Origin of the sequence: Streptomyces sp. 8N616, from assembly GCF_052246385.1 — a bacterium.
GTDB lineage: Bacteria > Actinomycetota > Actinomycetes > Streptomycetales > Streptomycetaceae > Streptomyces.
Map to the genome: position 1 here is coordinate 1 of NZ_JBQQBY010000021.1, position 18,929 is coordinate 18,929.

Consider the following 18,929-nt stretch of genomic DNA (forward strand, 5'->3'; position numbering starts at 1 on the left):
CCGCGACCCATGGGTCGCGGGGCCAAGCCCGTTCACGCCGAGCTCACCGCAGGTGGCTCGTGTCGTTGAGCAGGCGCACCGACGCGTTGCCGTCCCCGTAGTACGCCACCGCCGACAGCGACGCCGCCGAGAGCTCCATCCGGAACAGGGACTCCGGCGGGGCCCCGAGCGCCAGCCGTACGAGCGTCTTGACCGGCGTGACGTGGGTGACCAGCAAGACCGTACGGCCCGCGTAGCGCGCGAGGAGCTTGTCGCGGGAGAGCGCGACGCGGCGCGAGACGTGCGCGAAGCTCTCGCCGCCGCCCGTCGGGGCCGCCTTGGGCGAGGCCAGCCAGGCGTCGAGGTCCACCGGGTAGCGGTCCCGTACCTCCGCGAAGGTCAGCCCCTCCCAGGCCCCGAAGTCCGTCTCTCGCAGCCCTTCGTCGGTGCGGACGTCGAGCCCGAGCCTGCGGGCCACGAGCTCCGCCGTCTCGTGGCAGCGGCGCAGCGGTGAGCTGACGACCGCCTGGATCGTGCCGCGGGCGGCGAGGACCGCCGCGACCTGCTCGGCCTGGCGGCGCCCGGCGGGCGACAGTCCGGGGTCGGTGCCGCCGCTGCCGGAGAAGCGCTTCTGCGGTGTCAGGGGGGTCTCGCCATGCCGCAGCAGGACGAGGGTGGTCGGGGTGCCCAGGTCCGCGGGCGCCGCCCAGCCGACAGCGGCCGCCCTGGGCGCGGCGAGCGGCTCCGCAACAGGTACCTCGACGGCCGCTGCCCCGGCGGCCTCCGCCGCGCCTCCCACATCCAGCGCCGCCGTCGACCGCGACGGCTCCCACTGCTCGCCGCGCTTGCCCGCGTCCATCGCCTCGTTCGCGAGCCGGTCCGCATGCTTGTTCCGCTCCCGCGGAATCCACTCGTACGAGACCTGCTCCGGCGGGAACACCGTCTTCGCCTCGGCCGCGAGCGGTCGCATGCCCGGGTGCTTGATCTTCCAGCGGCCCGTCATCTGCTCGACGACGAGCTTGGAGTCCATCCGCACCTGCACCTCGGCGTCCGGGTCGAGCGCGTGGGCCGCCCGGAGCCCGGCGATCAAACCCCGGTACTCGGCGACGTTGTTGGTCGCCGTGCCGATGAACTCCGCGGCCTCGGCGAGCGGCTCGCCCGTCGCCGCATCACGGACGACCGCGCCGTACCCCGCGGGACCCGGGTTGCCCCGGGAGCCGCCGTCCGCCTCGACGACGAACCGCCGCCCCCCTCGACTCCCTGCGCTCATCGGGCCTACAGCCCCGATTCGGGCGTACGGACCAGGATGCGGCGGCAGTTCTCGCACCGCAGGACCTCGTCCGGGGCCGCGGCCCGCACCTCGTTCATCTCGGTGATGGCCAGTTCCTGGCGGCAACCCTCGCAGCGCCGCTGGTAGAGCCGCGCCGCGCCGACGCCGCCCTGCTGCGTGCGCAGCTTCTCGTACAGCTTCAGCAGGTCGGCGGGTACGGCGGCGGCGGCGAGCTCGCGCTCCTTCGACACCGCCGCGGCCTCGCCGTCGAGCTCCTCCTCGGCCGCGTCCCGCCGGGCCTTCGCGTCGGCGGCCTTGGCCTCGACGGACTCGACCCGCCCGGTCAGCTCCACGACCCGCTCCTGCGCGGACTCGCGGCGCTCCATCACCTCGAGGACGACGTCCTCCAGGTCGCCCTGCCGCTTGGCGAGCGAGGCGATCTCGTGCTGCAGGTTCTCCAGGTCCTTCGGGGACGTGATGGCCCCGGAGTCCAGCCGCTGCTGGTCGCGGGCGGAGCGCTGGCGCACTTGCTCCACGTCCTGCTCCGCCTTCGTCTGCTCGCGGGCGGTGTCGCTCTCCTCGGTCTGGGCGGCGACCAGCAGGTCGCGCAGCTGGGCGAGGTCGGCGTTCAGGGTCTCGATCTCCGCGTGTTCCGGCAGGCTCCTGCGCTTGTGCGCGAGCTGCGACAGACGGAGGTCGAGTGCCTGGACGTCGAGCAGGCGGATCTGGTCGGCGGGCGCGGCGTTCAGTTGGGGGCTCCTGTGGTGGCGTTGGGGTGGGACGCCGCGTGGGCGCTCCAGGGGTCGGTGACCGTACGGGAGATGTGCGTGCGCAGATTCCAGCCGTGCCGGTCGGAGATCTCGTCGAGCTGGGCGGCCGCCTGCTCGATCCAGGGCCACTCGGTGGCCCAGTGCGCCGCGTCCACCAGGGCCGGCGGGCTCTGCTGCCGGGCCTCCTGCTGGGCCTCGGACGCGGGGTGGTGGCGCAGGTCCGCGGTGAGATACACATCCGCGCCCGCGCGCCGTACGTCGTCGAAGAGGCTGTCGCCCGAGCCACCGCAGACCGCGACCCTGGAGACCGTACGGCCCGGGTCGCCGGCGATGCGGATGCCCTGCGCGGTGGCGGGGAGCCGGGCGGCGGCGCGCTCGGCGAAGGCCCCCAGCGTCACGGGCTCGTCGAGTTCGCAGATCCGGCCGAGGCCGCGGCGGCCCGCCGGGTCGGTCGGGTCGGGGACGAGCGGCCCGGTGATCCGCAGGTCGAGCGCGCCGGCGAGCGCGTCGGAGACACCGGGGTCGGCGCGGTCGGCGTTGGTGTGCGCGACGTGCAGCGCGATGTCGTTCTTGATGAGGGTGTGCACGACGCGGCCCTTGAAGGTGGAGGCTGCGACCGTCGTCGTACCGCGCAGATAGAGCGGGTGGTGCGTGATCAGCAGGTCGGCGCCGAGCTTCACGGCCTCGTCGGCGACGTCCTGGACGGGGTCGACGGCGAAGAGGACGCGCTGCACACCGGCGTCCGGATCACCGCATACGGTGCCGACGGCGTCCCACTCCTCCGCCTGCTCCGGCGGCCAGAGGGCGTCGAGCGCGGCGATGACTTCGAACAGTGCGGGCACGGGTGAGAGGTTACCTCCGACCCGTGCCCGTACGCGTTGCCGCTACTTGACGAGGTGGCCGCGGAGGTCGTCGAGGACGCTGTTCGCGGCCGTCACGCCGAGACCCAGGTACCAGGTCTCGTCCGGCACGTCCTTGGCCTGGCCCGCCTTCACCGCGCCGAGCTTCTTCCACAGCGGGTTGTCCTCGGCCTTCGCACGCTGCGTGTCGCCGGGGTCGCCGTAGACGCCGGTGAAGATCCAGTCGGCGTCGGCCTCGTCGATCCTCTCCGGGCTGATCTCCGCCGCCAGGTCGTTGATCTGCTGGTTCCTGGGCCGCGGCAGGCCGGTGTCCTCGAGGATGGTGCCGATGAAGGACGCCTTGGCGTAGAGGCGGATCATGTCCGGCATGTAGCGGAGCATGGTGATCGTGGGCTTCTTCCCGCCCTGCGCGCCGAGGTCGTGGCCCAGCTTCCTGGCCTTGGCCTCGTACGACGCGAGGTTCCTCTTCGCCTGCTCGGTCCTGTCGAGGGCGGCGGCGTTGAGGAGGTAGTTCTCCTTCCAGGTGAAGCCTGGACGGATGGAGAACACGGTCGGCGCGATCTTGGAGAGCTCGTCGTACTTGTCGGCCGCGCGCAGCTGGCTGCCCAGGATCAGGTCGGGCTTGAGGTGGTGGATCGCCTCGAGGTTGAGGTTGTTGATGGTCCCGACGCTCTGCGGGCTGCCCGCGTCCTTCTTCAGGTACTCGGGGATCGCGTCGTCGCCCTCGGTCGGGCTGTAGCCGACGGGCTTGACGCCGAGCGAGACGACGTTGTCCAGCTCGCCGACATCCAGGACCACGACCCGCTTCGGCCTGGCCTCGATCTCGGTCTCGCCCATCGCGTGCTCGACGGTCCGCGGGAACTGGCCCGCCTTGGCGTCGGTGCCCATCCTCGCCGTGTCCTCGGCGGCCTTGGCGAAGTCCTCGCCGCCCTGAGCCACCGCCTTCTTCTGGTCCGCCTTGCCGTTGCCACCTCCGCCGGAGTTCCCACCGCCGCAGGCCGTGAGGGACAGCGCGGTGGCGAGGGCGAGGGTGACGGCGGCGGTACCGCGGCGGCGCAGTGGCATGACGGGCTCCAGACGGGTCGAACGAAGGGGTGCCCTCGTGTGGCACACGGCACGGGGCCGCCGCCGACTTAGGCGTGCCTTACCTTAAGCAAGCGCTCCACATGGAGCACAACCGCCCCCACACCTCAGCCGAACCGGCCCATCGACACCCGTATGTGTGAAGCGCTTACGACTTACGTCAGTCGGCTGGGCGTGCGAAAACTACCTTCGGTGGCCGGAGGTGACCCCCTGATGACGGCCTGTGTCCTCGAGACCACCATGGACGGCGGCACCGCTCGGCCGGCGCCGATGACGATCAGCGCGGACGGCGGTTACGCGGCGCGGCTGGTGACGGGCGCGGAGCCAGGGAGCTGGTACCCCGAGCGCTGGACCCTCGGCGGCCCGGAGCCGTACGCCGTGCCGCTCCCCCTCTCCCAGCCCGAGGAGCCGGACAGCGATCTGCTGCCCTTCGCCGACGGGCGGGTGCTGATCCGCCGCCGCGTCGCCGACCGCCACAACATCGCCCTGCTCTATCCGACCGGCCCCGGCACCGGCGAGCTGCCGCTCGGCACCGTCGAGCGCGAGCGGCTCACCCTGCTCCCGCCCTCGCCCTGCGGCTCCGCCGCGTACGCCCTCGCGCCCGGCGACGGGACCACGGAGCTGTGGCGGGTGCACGGCGGCTCGTCCGGCGGCCCGTCCGGCGGCCCGGAGCGCATCACCGAGCTGCCGGGGCTGTGCACCGGCGGGGCGTGGCTGGACCGTACGGGCCAACTTCTCGCGCTCGACCGGGAGTCGGCCGACGACGGCCGGGTGAAGGCCGTGGCCGTGGACCTGGCGCGAGGCGGCGAGACGAGCCCGCTGCTGCAGATCACGGAGGAGAGCAACGACCGCCTGCTGCTGGCCGATCCGGGCAGCGGGCTGCTGCTCGTACGGTCCGACGCGGCGGGGCACGACCGGCTCGGCTGGGGCGTGCTCGGCAGTACGCGGCCGGTGCGCTTCCCCGAGGTGCTGCGACTCGCGGACGCGGCGGTGACGCCCTTCGCCGTACAGCCGGGGCAGGTGCTGATGCCGGAGAGCTGTGCGGTGGCGCTGCGGATCGACGGGGCGGGAGGCAGCCGGATCGGCGTGTGGCGGCCATCGGGGCGGCAGTTGCACCAGCTGGCCACGCCGGAGGGCTGGCTGGCGGGGACGGGGCTGTGGACGCGGGAGGGCGAACTGCGGCTGCCGTACGCGACGGTGGACGTGCGGTGCGGGGTGGCGCGTGTCGCCGTGCCCGACGCGGAGGCCCCGGCCGGCGCCGTCCGCTCCGGGGCCGCGGGCAGGGGCGCGGGGGCGGGCGCGGGCGCGGGCGCGCCGGCTCCTGCGCGGCCGGTGCCCCTGCAGGAAGCCCCGCTGGCGAAGGCTCAGTAGCTGCTGCGGGTTGTGGATGCGGCCAAGCGCTCTGTGGCTGCGTGGTTCCGAGGGCCCTCCGGGGTGACTCCTCGGTCGGCCAACGTGCGGCACCGTCCTTCGGCTTCCCCGCCGTGTTCGTTGGCCGCCCTGCGGGGACACCCCTGCACGCCCCCTCCCCGCCGTCCGCGGCCACCGGTTTGTGGGCATGCGTTCCGCGAGGGCGATGGGGGTACCCCCATGCCGTTCAGGCTATGGGGGAGGGTGGGCACAAACCGGCCACCGGGCCGCAGTTGGCAACGGCGCGCAACCAGGCACGCGCTGCCCCGCCCGGCGCAGCCGGGAGCCGAACCGGCCACCGGCCCGCAGCCGCGTACGAACCCCAGCCCGCAGCGGGCACGCGCATCCGCGCCGCCCCTCCCCACCCGGTGGTTTCACGATCATCTGGCTGGTTAGACTCGATCCGGGGTTACGCAGCTCCCGGGGCCCGTTGCTGACACCTCGTCACTCGGCCTGCTCCGGATGGGCGTTGGCGCGATGCCGCCGCCACTGCGGTCGGCCCCTCGCACGGCACGACGCACAACGATCCACGGGGTGACTTTCCACATGTCCGAAGCACGGACCGACACGACTCAGCCACGTCCGCACGGCCCCTCCGCCGCCCAGGCGGCAGCCGGCCCCGGCAAGCACCGCGGCCAGGCCGCATCCGAGGACCGCCAGGCTCCGGCCCAGGGCCGGCACCGCCGCCCGGCCCAGGACCCGCGGACGTAGGGCGGGCCGCGGATTCTCCCCTGTCCCGCCCTGCCACGCGTGGCGGGACAGGGGCACTGTCCCCTCCCCTCCCCTATCCCTTCCTGAGCCCGAGCACCTCCGCCGCCGCGAAGGTCTCGCTCCGCGGGCGGTCCGCGAAGTACGGGGTCAGCAGCTCGTCGAGCTCCTCGTGGCTGAAGACCTCTTTGGCCGTGTCGAATTTGGCGACCACCCTGGGGCGTTCAAGGAGCGCGACCATGCCGCCGTGGACCACGAACACCTGGCCGTTGACCTTCGCGGCGGCCGGCGCGGCGAGATAGCCGACGAGCGGCGAGACGTGCTCGGGCGCGAGCGCGTCCAGACCGCCGTCCTCCGGTCCGCCGAGACCCGCGCCCGCGAACACGTCCTCGGTCATACGCGTCCTGGCGCGCGGGCAGATGGCGTTGGCCGTCACGCCGTACTTCGCGAGCGCCAGCGCCGTCGACGTGGTGAGACCCACGATGCCGCCCTTGGCCGCCGCGTAGTTGGGCTGCCCCGCCGACCCGGCGAGGAAAGCCTCGGACGAGGTGTTCACGATCCTCCCGTAGACCGGCCCGCCCGCCGCCTTCGACCGTTCGCGCCAGTGCGCGGCCGCGAAGTGCGTCGTATTGAAGTGCCCCTTGAGGTGCACCCGGATCACCGAGTCCCATTCATCCTCGGTCATCGAGAAGATCATCCGGTCCCGCAGGATGCCCGCGTTGTTGACCAGGATGTCGAGCGAACCGTACGTGTCGACGGCGAGCCGGATCAGCCCGCGCGCCTGCTCGTGGTCGGCCACGTCGCCCACGTGGGCCACGGCCTGCCCGCCCTCGGCGCGTATCTCCGCGACGACCTGTTCCGCGGGGGCCGCGGACGCCTCGCCCGAGCCGTCCCGCCCCGGCTGCCCGAAGTCGTTGACCACCACGCGGGCGCCGAGGCGGGCGAGTTCGAGGGCCTCGGCCCGCCCGAGTCCGCGTCCGGCGCCCGTGACGATCGCGGTCTTCCCGTCCAGAGTCATGCGGGCTCCCATCAGATCTCGATGCAGGTGCGCAGCGCCTCGCCCGTCCGCATCTGGTCGAGGGCATCGTTGACCTCGGCGAGCTGGACGCGGTGGGTGATGAGCCCTTCCAGGTCGATACGGCCCGCCCGCCACAGCGCGACGGTCCGCTCGTACGACCTGAGCACGTCGCCGCCGCCGTACAACGAGGGCAGGATGCGCTTCTCGTCGAAGAACAACTCGAACATGTTGACCTGCAGGAAGTCGTCCATCGCGCCGGCGCCGACGACGCACAGCGTCCCGCCGCGGCGGGTGCAGTCGTACGCCGTGCGGGCCGTGGCGGACTTGCCGACGACCTCGAAGACGTAGTCGAAGCCCTCGCCGCCGGTGATACGGGCCTTGGCGTCCTCGAGTCCTTCCGGTGCCACGACCTCGGTGGCACCGAAGCGCAGCGCGGACTCGCGCCGGCCGGCGACCGGGTCGACGGCCACGATCTGCGCGGCGCCCGACGCCCGCGCGCCCTGGATGACGCTGATGCCGACGCCGCCGCAGCCGATCACGGCGACCGAGGAACCGGCCTCTACCTTCGCGGTGTTGAGCGCGGCGCCGAGCCCGGTGGTGACGCCACAGCCGATCAGCGCCGCGATGTCGTATGGCACGTCGTCCGGGATCGGTACGGCGCATCCGGCCCCGATCACGACCTCCTCGGCGAAGGTGCCGGTGCCCGCGAAGCCGAAGACCTCGCCGTCCGGGCGCTTGAAGTTGGGGGTCCCGGCGCTCAGGAAGCCGGCGAGGCAGAGGTGGCTCTGGCCGCGCTTGCAGGACGGACAGCCGCCGCAGGCCGGCAGCCAGCACACCAGCACGCGGTCCCCCGGGCTGAGCCCGGTGACGCCGTCGCCGACGTCGAGAACCTCGCCCGCGCCCTCGTGGCCCGGAACGAAGGGGGCGGGCTGCGGCAGCACGCCGTTCATCGCGGACATGTCGGAGTGGCACAGCCCGGTGGCCCGGATGCGCAGCTTCACCTTCCCCGGGCCGAAGCCGACCGCCTCGACGTCGTCGAGGACCTCGAGCTTGTCCTGCCCTGTCTCGTGCAGTATGGCGGCGCGCATGGTACGACTCCCTTCGCAGTCCCCATCCCCAACCCCAAAGGGCCGGGGATGCTCTCACATCAGCGGCTGACGTCGCAGGGCCCGCCCGTCCGCCTCTCTTCAGGGGCGCTGTCGGTGCGGGCCGTGCGGTGATGCATGCTCAACGGTCGTGTCGGCGAGAACCGGTGCGTCGTCGCGCTCGACGGCCGTCACCGACACCTGGATGCGGCCGGGTGCGGCGCCGTCCCGCCACATCCGGACGCGCAGGGTCTCGCCCGGGAAGACGACCCCGGCGAAGCGGGTGGTGTACGAGCGGACGCGGGTCACGTCACCGCCGAGTGCCGTGTCCACCACGGCCTTGAGCGTGATCCCGTAGCTGCACAGGCCGTGCAGGATCGGCCGGTCGAAGCCCGCGCGTTTGGCGAAGTCGGGGTCGGCGTGCAGCGGGTTCCAGTCGCCGGAGAGCCGGTAGAGCAGCGCCTGGTCCTCGCGGATCGGGCGCTCGACGGTGATGTCGGGCGCGCGGGCGGGGAGTTCGAGGCGCTCGGAGGGGCCGCGCTCCCCGCCGAAGCCGCCCTCGCCGCGTACGAAGATCCGGGTGTCGCTGGTCCACAGCGGCCCGCTCTCGTCCTCGGCCTTCGAGCGCAGCACGATGACGGCCGCCTTGCCCTTGTCGTACACGGCGGCGATCCGCGACGAGTGGGCCGCCCGGCCCTTCACCGGCAGCGGCCGGTGCAGTTCGATGTGCTGGCCGCCGTGCAGGACGGCGGCCAGGTCGATGTCGACGCCGGGCGAGGCGAGCCCACCGGCCGCGGCGAGGGCGCCACCCGCGACGGTGGCGAAGCTGGGGAGTACGTGGAGCCTGCTCTCCAGGGTGTAGCGCAGCTCGTCGGGGTCGGTGGCCGGGATTCCGGCGCCCACGCCGAGGTGGTAGAGCAGGACGTCCTTGTGGTCCCAGGCGAGGTCTGTCCTGCGGGGCTCGGCCGAGAGGGCTTGTGCGACGTCGATGGGCATGCTCGGTGCTGCTCCTTCGCCACGTGAGTGTGCGGGGTACGGGTGCGGGTGCCGAAGGCGGAGACCCCGGCGCGGCCGTCCGCACCGTCAGTCGCACCGGGGCCGTATCCGGTCGGCCGGAACGCGCCCGCGCTCCCGGCCTGGGGCGTGTCCGGCGTCGTCTCCGCTGTCCCGCCCTTTCCCGTGACCCGGATCCGGGGGGAGCCTCAGTTTCGGGAAAGGGCGGGTCAGGGGAAGAAGCCGCCGCAGTGGCGTGATCCGCCAGGCATGTTCTAGAACGCGTTCTAGCCGATGGCACCCATGTATAACGCACCCCTCAGCACATGGGAAGACTGCTGACGGCACGTCAGATGCGGCCGTGTGATCGCCCCGGGCGCTCATCGAGGTGCGCGACGCCGCTGAGCGGGTCCGGCTGGATATCGGCCATGACGGCCGCGGCGTAAGCTCGGACCGAACAGGTCAGAATACGGGCGACATGGGGGGAATGAGCGGTATGAACGACACGCGCGGCACCGGCGATACGGCCGGCACCGGCCCGAAGGGTCTGTCGGAGCGCACGCCATGATCAGAGTCCTGCTGGCCGAGGACCAGGGCATGATGCGCGGCGCGCTGGCCCTGCTGCTCGGTCTCGAGCAGGACATCGAGGTCGTGGCGCAGGTCGGCCGCGGGGACGAGGTCGTGGCCGCCGCCCTGAACGCCCGCCCCGACGTCGCGCTCCTGGACGTCGAACTCCGTGGCCGCAGCGGACTCGACGCGGCCGCCGACCTCCGCGACGAGATTCCGGACTGCCGCGTTCTCATCCTGGCCACCTTCGGCCGGCCCGGTCACCTGCGCCGCGCCATGGAGGCCGGGGCTGCGGGTTTCCTGGTCAAGGACGGCCCGGTCGAGGAGCTGGCCGAGGCGATCCGCCGCGTCCTGTCGGGCGAGTCGGTCATCGACCCTGCCCTGGCCGCGGCCGCACTGAGTGCGGGCCCGAATCCGCTCACGGTGCGCGAGCGCGATGTCCTCGCGGCGGTGGCGGACGGCGCGGCGGTCGCCGACATCGCGGCGAAGTTGCACCTCTCCGAGGACACGGTCCGCGACGAAATGTCCTCCGCGATCGGCAAGACCGGTACCCGCACCCGCATGGAGGCCGCACGCGCCGCCCGCCTGCACGGCTGGCTCTGACCACCACGCGATGCCGCCCCCCGGCGCAAGCCGGTTCATCCGGCGAGGCCGGGCCGGAGCCACGGGCCGAAGCCAAGGTGGCACTCCACATGGCACTCCGGCCTGTCAGCACCTGTCGTCGGGTGCATGACACCGAACATCGTCCCTGCTTGCGGCCTGGGCGCCTCTGCGTTCACTCGGCCCAGCCGCCTGGCACTCCGCATGGCACTGCAGGTCAGACCGCCAATGGCGGGGTTACGAGCCGCCAGAAAACTGTAGAGTAATTGCGGAGCACACGCAGAGGGCCTGACCCTGGGGGCATCCAGAGCCAGACCCTCGCGGTTGCAGTTGATGAGCCCGGCCGCCCTAGACTCGGCCGGGCTCACTGCATGAGCTCCAGGCCTCAGCCGTCCTCACGTGCGGCATCCGGCAACTACCGGACAAACTGCCCCACACCCGTGGCGATCGCCACGAGAAGCCCTAACACCCCGATGACGACCTGCCACTTCTCAGGGCCGGTCCATCGCCTGCCGGGCTTCCTCATACGCGGATCTGCCACCGCTTCCTCCTGACTCCTCCAACAGGCCCTGGAGGACAGGGCCTCCGCGGGCGTTATCAGTGCCCAACGAAGCTGTAGGGAGGAGCTGGTGAAGCCCGCTCAGATTACAAGCACGAGACGCACTCCCGCTCAACACGGGTAGCCCCAAGTGGCCTACGTCACGGGCGACTTGCCATTTGTCCCGTGATCCACATCACAATCAATTTCCTGGCTTTCGACGGGTTCGCAAGCGGACCCCGGCCCCCCGCCCGCGGCCCGTCGGCGGGCATCCGGCAGCATGGGCAGCCGAGCCGGCGACGGCGCAGCGAGACCTCCTCACGCGCATCCGTACCCGTACGACCAGGAGGAAGCCCATGGGACCGGGCCCCAAACCTGACATATTGGCCGCTTTTGAAGCGGCGAAGGGCTTCATGCCGGTCGACGAGGGCCTCGCGCTGCACGCCGCGGCGACCGAAGCGGCCGGGCTCGGGCTCCCCCTCCTCGAGGTCGGCACGTACTGCGGCCGCTCCACGATTCTCCTCGCCGACGCGGCCCGCGAGGGCGGGACGGTCGCCGTCACCGTCGACCATCACCGCGGCTCGGAGGAGCAGCAGCCGGGCTGGGAGTACCACGACCCGGCCGTGGTCGACCCGGACCCCGCGGTCTCCCGGATGGACACCCTCCCCACCTTCCGCCGCACGCTCTTCAAGGCGGGCCTCGAGGACCACGTCGTCGCCGTCGTCGGCCGGTCCCCCCGGGTCGCGGCGCTCTGGGGCAGGCCGCTCGGCCTCGTCTTCATCGACGGCGGCCACACCGACGAGCACGCCACGGCCGACTACGAGGGCTGGGCACCGCACGTGGCGGCCGACGGCTTCCTCGTCATCCACGACGTCTTCGCGGACCCCGCGGACGGCGGCCAGGCACCGTTCCGTATCTACCGCCGCGCCCTCGAGTCCGGCGCCTTCACCGAGGTCTCCGCGACCCGGTCCCTCCATGTCCTGCGGCGTACGGGCGCGGGCGTCTGAGGTGGCCGACTAGCATCGCGGACGTGTCGAACGGCAGCCCATCCCCCGCGCTGCGCCGCATCGGCCGCGGCGCCCTCCTCGCAGCCCTCGCCGCATTCGGCGCGCTCGCCGTGTCCTGCAGCGCGCAGCAGCCGTCGCCGCCGAAGGCCGAGGGCGAGCCGTCGGCGAGAGGCGCGGGCAAGCCGGGGGCGCCTGCCGCGACCTCGACCAGCCGCCCGCGCACCGCCGCCCCGTCCCGCCCGGGCAGCCCGCCGCACAGCTCACCGAGCAGTTCACCGGACCGCGGGCGGAGCGGCCCGCTCTCCGGCAAGGTCGTCGTCATCGACCCGGGCCACAACCCAGGCAACCGCGACCACCCCCGCGAGATCGCCCGCACGGTCGACATCGGCACCGGCCGCAAGGAGTGCGACACCAGCGGCACGTCCACCAACGGCGGTTACACCGAGGCGACCTTCACCCTCGACGTCTCGCGTCGCATCCGTAAGCTCCTCGAGGCGCAGGGCGCGACGGTGACGTTCACGCAGGACGGCGACCGGCCGTACGGCCCCTGCGTCGACGAGCGCGCCCGGATCGGGAACAAGGAGCACGCGGACGCCGTCGTCTCCGTCCACGCGGACGGCTCCGCGACCGGCAACCGCGGCTTCCACGTCATCCTCCCGGCGAAGGTCAGCCACGGAGACGCCGACACCGCGCCGATCGTCAGGCCTTCGCGCGAGCTCGGCGAGCGGATCGCGGGCAACTTCGTCCGCGAGACGAGCAGCATCCCGTCCAACTACATCGGCGACGGCACGGGCCTGGACGTGCGCTCCGACCTCGGCGGGCTCAACCTCTCCACGGTCCCGAAGGTGTTCATCGAGTGCGGCAACATGCGCGACGCGCAGGACGCCGCGCGGCTGACGAGCGCGAAGTGGCGGCAGCGCGCGGCGCAGGGCATCGCGGACGGCATCGAGGGCTACCTCAAATCGTGACCTGTCACGCTCTCACGTGATGCCCCGTGATGTGTCGTGACCTCTCGTGACCTCTCGTGCAGTCCCACGACGTCTCGTGACCTCTGTAACCGGCGGGACACCCCACGCGACCGACCGATAGATTCATCCGTACGATGGGGGGCCACCCTCGCGCCACGCCCCGCGCGTTCCGGCGACAGCGACGGCACAGACGAGATTGACTAAGGACTTCACGTGAATATCCGCTCCCTCACTCGAGGCGACGGCGTGGTGATCGGAGCAGCGGTGTTGCTCTTCATCGCCTCGTTCCTCGACTTCTACTCCGTCGACTGCAGCGGCGAGTTCTGCAACGACAGCAGCGTTCCCAGCACGTGGGAATCCGAACTCTTCCCGGTGCTCCCCTCGATCTACCTCGCCGGCCTGATCGCCGCCGGACTGATCGTCGCCGCCCGCTTCCAGCCCGCGGGTCGCAAGCTCGCCGGACTCGGCCTGGAGCAGTGGGGCATGGCGCTCTCGGCGTTCGCGGCCTGGACCGCGCTGTGGACGATCCTCGGTGGCCCCGACGTCGACAGCGTCGGCCCCGGCATCGGCCAGATCCTGGGGCTGCTCGCCGCCCTCGCGCTCGCCGCGGGCGCCGTGCTCAGCACCCGTATCCCGGCGCTCCAGGCCCCGCTGCTGGGCACTCCGGGCCAGCCGGCCCCGTCCCCGTACGGCGCCGGACCGAACCCGGGCTACGGCTACCCGGGCCAGCAGGGCGGCCCGTCCCCGTACGGTGCGCAGCAGGGCCAGCCGGGCGGCCAGCAGCCGCAGCCCTACGGCGGCCAGCAGCAGGTTCAGCAGCCCGGTCCCGCGGCGGGGCCCGCCGGTGACTTCGCGCCGTTCTGGTTCGCCGTGCCGGTCGCGCGGCCGCTGTACGCGGAGGACGGCTCGCCGAGGCCGATCGCCGAGCTGGCGCCCGGCACGTGGTACCTCGCGGTCGAGCAGCGCGGCCCGGCCCTCGTCGCCCAGACGCAGGACGGCCGCAGGGGCGTCCTTCAGGACACGTCGGGCATCCAGCGCGGCTAGCGGCTGGGAGCACGCCACCGGCCCTTCGCCCGTCGTGGGCGGAGGGCCGTTGTCTTGCGCGCGCATACACCGTAACGTTCCTGACGATGCGTCAGAAGAAGTTGCGCGATCGGAGGTACTCGCATGCGACTCGGCCTCGCGCTCGGCTACTGGGGGCGCGGCCCCGACCCCCGGCACGTCGAACTCGCCGTCGAGGCCGAGCGACTCGGCTACGACTCGGTCTGGACGGCCGAAGCCTGGGGCTCCGACGCCTTCACACCCCTGACCTGGATCGCCGCCCGCACGTCCCGTATCCAACTCGGCACCGCTGTGGCCCAGATGGCCGCCCGCACGCCGACCGCCACCGCCATGCACGCGCTGACCCTCGACCATCTCTCCGGCGGCCGGATGATGCTGGGCCTCGGCCTGTCGGGGCCGCAGGTGGTCGAGGGCTGGTACGGGCGGCCGTTCCCGAAGAGCCCGCTGACGGCGACGCGCGAGTACGTCGAGGTGATCCGGCAAGTCCTGCGCCGCGAGGGCCCGGTGGAACTGGACGGCCGCTTCCACTCCCACCCGTACAGCGGCCAGGACGGCACGGGCCTCGGCAAGCCCCTCAAGCCGATCACCCACCCGCTCCGCCCCGGCCTCCCGGTCCTCCTCGGCGCCGAGGGCCCCAAGAACATCGCCCAGACGACCCGCATCGCCGACGGCTGGCTCCCCCTCTACTGGTCTCCGCTGCGCACCGACGTCTACGAGGCCTCGCTCACGGAAGTCCCGGAAGCCCGCGGGGGTACGGGCCGATCTCACTTCATGATCGCGCCGATGGCGCGGGCGCAGGTGTGCGAGGACGTCGCGGAGGGGCTGCTGCCGGTGAAGGCGATGCTCGGATTCTACATCGGCGGAATGGGCCACGCGGTCCGCAACTTCCACGCCGAACTCATGGCGCGCATGGGCTTCGAAGCCGAGGCGCGCCGCATCCAGCAGCTCTTCCTGGAGGGCCGCCGCGCGGAGGCGATCGACGCCGTACCGGACGCGTTCGCGGACGAGATCTCCCTCGTCGGCCCCCGCGAACGCATCGCGGAACGCCTCACCCTCTGGCGCAAGGGCCCGGTGACCGACCTCCTCATCACCGCCCCCGACCTGCCGACGCTACGAACGCTCGCCGAGCTGAACGCCTGACAGCGCCGCCCCACCCCGCCGGGCACACACGGTGCGGGTTTCCCTCACCTCAGAGCGGCAAGACGCTTGATATGTCCATAAGTTATCGATCAGGGACCAACGCCGCGGCCAAGGTCGTCGCCACCGCCGCGGATGTCGCCGCCGTGATCCTCGGACTGTGGATCCTGATGTACGTGCTCGACGCCAACCGGTCGAACAACCTGGTCAGCTTCGTCCAGGACGCCGCCCGGTGGCTGGCCGGGTGGTCGTACGACCTGTTCACGATGGAAACCGACTGGCTGCGGACGCTGCTCAACTACGGCACGCCCGCCGTCGTATACCTGCTCGCCGGCCACGCCCTGGCTTCCCGGATGCGCCAGGTCTGACGCCTGCCTGCCAGGGCCCCGGGCCCGGGACGCCAGCCCCGGGCCCGGGACGCCGCGTCAGCAGCAGTCCGGGTCCAGGCCCGACGGCAGACGCTCGCCGCCGAAGACCGCCGTCGTCGCCTCGTCGCCGCCGAGCGCGGCCACGGCGAGCAGCAGCGACCCCGCGGTCCACGTGGTGAGCTCCTCCGGCCACACCGCGTCGTCCTCGAAGACGTACCCCGTCCAGTACATGCCGTTGTCGGCGCGCAGGTGCTGGATCCAGCGGAGGATGTCCACCGCGCGGTCCGATTCGCCCATCGCCCAGAGCGCGAGGGCGAGTTCCGCGCTCTCCCCGCCCGTCACCCACGGCCGGTCCGCCACGCAGCGCACGCCGAGCCCCGGTACGACGAAGCGGTCCCAGTCCGCGTCGATGCGCTCCTTGGCCTGCGCGCCGGTGACGGCGCCGCCGAGGACCGGGTAGTACCAGTCCATCGAGAAGCGGTCCTTGTCGAGGAAGCGCTCGGGGTGGCGGCGTATCGCGTGCCCGAGCCAGCCGGCCGCCAGCTCCCAGTCGGGCTGCGGCTCGTCGCGCTGTTCCGCGATGGCCAAGGCGCAGCGCAGGGCCTGGTGGATGGAGGAGCAGCCGGTGAGCAGCGCCTCTGTCACCGGCGATCCGTCGTCCTCGCGCTTCCAGCCGATCTGCCCTCCGGGCTGCTGCAGGTCCAGCACGAATTCCACGGCGGAGCGCACCGTGGGCCACAGGCCGTCGAGGAAGGCGTCGTCGCCGGTGGAGAGGTAGTGGTGCCAGGCGCCGACGGCGATGTAGGCGACGAAGTTGGTCTCGCGGCCGCGGTCGGTGGGGGCGTCGGCGGCCCCGTCCGCGTAGCCGGCGTACCAGGAGCCATCCGGATTCTGATGCCGAGCCAGCCAGCGGTACGCGGCCTCGGCGCGCTCGTGCTCGCCCGCCGCGTCCAGCGCCATCGCCGCCTCGACGTGGTCCCACGGGTCGAGGTGGTGCCCGCGGAACCACGGTATGGCGCCGTCCGCGCGCTGCTCCGCGAGAATCCCCGCCACGGTCCTGCCTGCCTGCTCGGCCGTGAGAACTCCGGGCAGGACCAGCCGCTCGGTGCGCCCCGGTGACGTCACATGTCCACCTTCGGCGCGTGCGGCTTGGTCGCGTACGCCACGAAGCTCTTGCCGATCAGCGGGTTGAGGGCCCGCTCGGCGACCCGGGTGGCGAGCGGCTTCTTCATGATGTCCCAGACCAGCAGCTTGTGGTACGCCTTCACCGGCAGGGCCCGGTCGTTGTCCACGCCGAAGGCGCACTTGAGCCACCAGTACGGCGAGTGCAGCGCGTGGGCGTGGTGCGTGCCGTACGGGCGCAGGCCCGCCTCGCGCATCTTCCGCAGCAGCTCGTCGGCGCGGTAGATGCGGATGTGGCCGCCCTCGACCTCGTGGTACGCGTCGGAGAGCGCCCAGCAGACCTTCTCGGGGCCGTAGCGCGGCACGGTCACCGCGATCCGCCCGCCCGGCCTGAGCACCCGCACCATCTCGGCGAGTACGCCCTTGTCATCCGGGATGTGCTCCATGACCTCGGAGATGATCACGACGTCGAAGCTGTCGTCGGGGAAGGGCAGGTCGAGCGCGTCGCCCTCCATGGCGGTGGCGGTGGCCCCGGCCGGGGCCTCACCGGCCTCCTTCATGGCCGCGAACCACTTGGCGACCTCGCGGATCTCCTCACCGTTGCGGTCGAGCGCCACGACCTGCGCTCCGCGCCGGTAGCACTCGAAGGCGTGGCGCCCTGCGCCGCAGCCCAGGTCCAGCACGCGGTCGCCTGCGGCGAGCGGGAAGCGGGAAAAATCAACGGTCAGCAAGGAGTTCTGCTTTCGTCCGGCGGGACAGATCGGTAGCGGTGGCGGCCCTCGCCCGTCCCCGGCCTTCCGCCGGTGAGGAGCGGCCGCACGGGGAAGAATGCGCCGGCGCGACGGCGAGACGGCGATCGCCGCGGACCGGCGGCCCCGTACGGGGCACAGACGGTTCGGCGTCGTCGGACACCACCCCCGCGGTCGCTCGCCGTTGCGGCGGGAAGGAACGCGCCGTGCGGCCCCGCGCAGGGTGCGCGCGCACTATGCCCGACCGCCAGGGCTCGGCGCTGCCGCGGCCCGGCCGCGGGCCGTGGACGCCATGGCCTCGCGGTAGCGCTCCGCCGTGCCGATCGCGGCCTGCCGCCAGGTGAAGCGGCGCAGGACGCGGTCGCGCCCCGCCGCGCCCAGGCGGCGCCGGAGGTCGGGGTCGCCGAGGAGTCTGCCGAGTGCGGCGGCCAGCGCCCCCGCGTCCGCGGGCGGTACGGCCAGACAGGTCTCGCCGTCGGTCCCCGCGACCTCGGGGATGGCGCCGCCGGTCGTGGCGACGAGCGGCGTGCCGGTGGCCATGGCCTCGGCGGCGGGCAGCGAGAAGCCTTCGTAGAGCGAGGGCACGCACGCGACTTGGGCGCTGCGCACCAGGTCGACCAGCTCGGGGTCGCTGATGCCCTTGACGAACTCCACGGCCCCTTCGAGGCCGTACCGCTCGATCGCGGCGGCCACGGGCCCGTCGTCGGCGCGCTTGCCGACGACGACGAGGTGGGCGCCCGGGTTCTCCGTACGGAGCTTGGCCAGCGCCTCGACCAGGTGGATCAGGCCCTTGAGCGGTACGTCCGCGCTGGAGGTGGTGACGATCCGGCCGGGTATCCGGGCCACGGCCGGGTCCGGTGAGAAGAGGTCGGTGTCGGCGCCGATGTGCACGACGTGGATGCGGTCCTGCCGGACGCCCAGGTGCTCGGCGATCTCCTGCCGCGACGAGCCGGAGACGGTGAGCACGGACGGCATCCGCCGCGCGACGCGCCCCTGCATACGCGTGAAGCCGTACCAGCGGCGGACGGAGGCACGCCGCCTCCAGCCGGTCGCCGCGTCCAGATCCAGCTGCCGGTCGACGGTGATCGGATGGTGGATCGTGGTGACGAGCGGAAAGCCGAGCCGGTCCAGGCCCAGCAGCCCGTAGCCGAGCGTCTGGTTGTCGTGGACGACGTCGAACTCGCCGCGCCGGGCCGCGAGATGACGGCGGGCGCGAAGGCTGAAGGTGAGCGGCTCCGGGAAGCCGCCGGTCCACATGGTGGCCACCTCGAGGGCGTCGATCCAGTCCCGGTACTCGCCGTGCCTGGGGGTGCGGAACGGGTCGGGCTGGCGGTAGAGGTCGAGGCTGGGCAGCTCGGTGAGCGTGACTCCGCCGTCCACGACGGGGTACGGCTGGGCGCCGATGACCTCCACCGTGTGACCGAGCCGGGCGAGTTCGCGGGAGAGGTGACGGACGTACACACCCTGGCCGCCGCAGAACGGGTTCCCCTTGTAGGTGAGCAGCGCGATGCGGAGGGGGCGGTCGGGGTCGGCCGCGCCGACTGCGCCCGCACGCGCAGGCGTCGCGGCACGGGGGCGAGGCGCGGTTGCCCGTATGGCCTCAGCGGTCACTCACGGCCCCCTTCTCACTGCAGT

18 protein-coding genes are annotated in these 18,929 nt (G+C 72.6%); 8 read left to right on the forward strand and 10 right to left on the reverse strand.

Annotated elements, in window-relative coordinates; all coding sequences use genetic code 11:
- Positions 1-43 precede the first annotated feature (43 nt).
- The 4 genes from ACTWQC_RS20195 to ACTWQC_RS20210 are packed head-to-tail and all read right to left on the reverse strand — an operon-like array spanning position 44 to position 3,944.
- Positions 44-1,249, reverse strand: coding sequence for a bifunctional RNase H/acid phosphatase (locus ACTWQC_RS20195; RefSeq protein ID WP_443317140.1), 1,206 nt, complete (start codon positions 1,247-1,249; stop codon positions 44-46).
- A gap of 5 nt (positions 1,250-1,254) precedes the next feature.
- A complete protein-coding gene (locus ACTWQC_RS20200; RefSeq protein WP_443317266.1) occupies positions 1,255-1,998 on the reverse strand; it encodes a zinc ribbon domain-containing protein in 744 nt (247 codons plus the stop codon).
- A complete protein-coding gene (locus ACTWQC_RS20205) occupies positions 1,995-2,861 on the reverse strand; it encodes a Nif3-like dinuclear metal center hexameric protein (RefSeq protein WP_443317141.1) in 867 nt (288 codons plus the stop codon). Before ACTWQC_RS20205 ends, ACTWQC_RS20200 begins: the two co-directional genes overlap by 4 nt.
- Before the next feature lie 42 nt (positions 2,862-2,903).
- The gene (locus ACTWQC_RS20210) at positions 2,904-3,944 is read right to left on the reverse strand and encodes an ABC transporter substrate-binding protein (protein WP_443317142.1); all 1,041 of its coding nucleotides are present in this window, start codon (positions 3,942-3,944) and stop codon (positions 2,904-2,906) included.
- 231 nt (positions 3,945-4,175) lie between these two features.
- Between ACTWQC_RS20210 and ACTWQC_RS20215 the strand changes: the two genes are divergently transcribed.
- Together ACTWQC_RS20215 and ACTWQC_RS20220 are read left to right on the forward strand one after the other, a co-directional pair.
- Entirely contained in the window at positions 4,176-5,333 is a 1,158-nt protein-coding gene (locus ACTWQC_RS20215; protein ID WP_443317143.1) for a hypothetical protein, read from the forward strand.
- Positions 5,334-5,918: 585 nt separating this feature from the next.
- Positions 5,919-6,083, forward strand: coding sequence for a hypothetical protein (locus tag ACTWQC_RS20220; protein ID WP_443317144.1), 165 nt, complete (start codon positions 5,919-5,921; stop codon positions 6,081-6,083).
- A 73-nt stretch (positions 6,084-6,156) separates the two neighbouring features.
- Here ACTWQC_RS20220 and ACTWQC_RS20225 read toward each other — a convergent pair whose 3' ends face one another.
- The 3 genes from ACTWQC_RS20225 to ACTWQC_RS20235 form a co-directional block, all read right to left on the reverse strand.
- Entirely contained in the window at positions 6,157-7,098 is a 942-nt protein-coding gene (locus tag ACTWQC_RS20225) for a 3-oxoacyl-ACP reductase (protein ID WP_443317145.1), read from the reverse strand.
- Positions 7,099-7,109: 11 nt separating this feature from the next.
- A complete protein-coding gene (locus tag ACTWQC_RS20230) occupies positions 7,110-8,186 on the reverse strand; it encodes a Zn-dependent alcohol dehydrogenase (protein WP_443317146.1) in 1,077 nt (358 codons plus the stop codon).
- A 99-nt stretch (positions 8,187-8,285) separates the two neighbouring features.
- Positions 8,286-9,179: a MaoC/PaaZ C-terminal domain-containing protein gene (locus ACTWQC_RS20235; RefSeq protein ID WP_443317147.1), complete on the reverse strand. Its 894-nt coding sequence runs from the start codon at positions 9,177-9,179 to the stop codon at positions 8,286-8,288.
- A 561-nt stretch (positions 9,180-9,740) separates the two neighbouring features.
- On the opposite strand from ACTWQC_RS20235, the gene ACTWQC_RS20240 reads away from it, so the two are divergent.
- The 6 genes from ACTWQC_RS20240 to ACTWQC_RS20265 all read left to right on the forward strand — a co-directional run bounded on the left by ACTWQC_RS20240 (position 9,741) and on the right by ACTWQC_RS20265 (position 15,423).
- The gene (locus ACTWQC_RS20240; protein ID WP_443317148.1) at positions 9,741-10,346 is read left to right on the forward strand and encodes a response regulator; all 606 of its coding nucleotides are present in this window, start codon (positions 9,741-9,743) and stop codon (positions 10,344-10,346) included.
- An 891-nt stretch (positions 10,347-11,237) separates the two neighbouring features.
- Complete coding sequence (locus ACTWQC_RS20245; RefSeq protein WP_443317149.1) at positions 11,238-11,888, forward strand: class I SAM-dependent methyltransferase; 651 nt, start codon at positions 11,238-11,240, stop codon at positions 11,886-11,888.
- 23 nt (positions 11,889-11,911) lie between these two features.
- Positions 11,912-12,856 carry an N-acetylmuramoyl-L-alanine amidase gene (locus tag ACTWQC_RS20250; RefSeq protein WP_443317150.1) on the forward strand — a complete coding sequence of 315 codons (945 nt, stop codon included), beginning with the start codon at positions 11,912-11,914 and terminating at the stop codon, positions 12,854-12,856.
- Between the two features lie 213 nt (positions 12,857-13,069).
- The gene (locus ACTWQC_RS20255; protein ID WP_443317151.1) at positions 13,070-13,900 is read left to right on the forward strand and encodes a hypothetical protein; all 831 of its coding nucleotides are present in this window, start codon (positions 13,070-13,072) and stop codon (positions 13,898-13,900) included.
- Between the two features lie 123 nt (positions 13,901-14,023).
- Positions 14,024-15,058: an LLM class F420-dependent oxidoreductase gene (locus tag ACTWQC_RS20260; protein ID WP_443317152.1), complete on the forward strand. Its 1,035-nt coding sequence runs from the start codon at positions 14,024-14,026 to the stop codon at positions 15,056-15,058.
- Positions 15,059-15,129: 71 nt separating this feature from the next.
- On the forward strand, positions 15,130-15,423 hold the full coding sequence (locus ACTWQC_RS20265) for a hypothetical protein (RefSeq protein WP_443317153.1): 294 nt from the start codon (positions 15,130-15,132) through the stop codon (positions 15,421-15,423).
- A gap of 57 nt (positions 15,424-15,480) precedes the next feature.
- On the opposite strand, the gene ACTWQC_RS20270 is transcribed toward ACTWQC_RS20265, so the two are convergent.
- From ACTWQC_RS20270 to ACTWQC_RS20280, 3 genes are all read right to left on the reverse strand, one after another.
- Positions 15,481-16,548 carry a prenyltransferase gene (locus ACTWQC_RS20270; RefSeq protein ID WP_443317154.1) on the reverse strand — a complete coding sequence of 356 codons (1,068 nt, stop codon included), beginning with the start codon at positions 16,546-16,548 and terminating at the stop codon, positions 15,481-15,483.
- Positions 16,545-17,276: a methyltransferase domain-containing protein gene (locus ACTWQC_RS20275; RefSeq protein WP_443317155.1), complete on the reverse strand. Its 732-nt coding sequence runs from the start codon at positions 17,274-17,276 to the stop codon at positions 16,545-16,547. The genes ACTWQC_RS20270 and ACTWQC_RS20275 overlap by 4 nt, the downstream gene beginning before the upstream one ends.
- 252 nt (positions 17,277-17,528) lie before the next feature.
- Positions 17,529-18,905, reverse strand: coding sequence for a glycosyltransferase family 4 protein (locus ACTWQC_RS20280; RefSeq protein WP_443317156.1), 1,377 nt, complete (start codon positions 18,903-18,905; stop codon positions 17,529-17,531).
- Positions 18,906-18,929 lie beyond the last annotated feature (24 nt).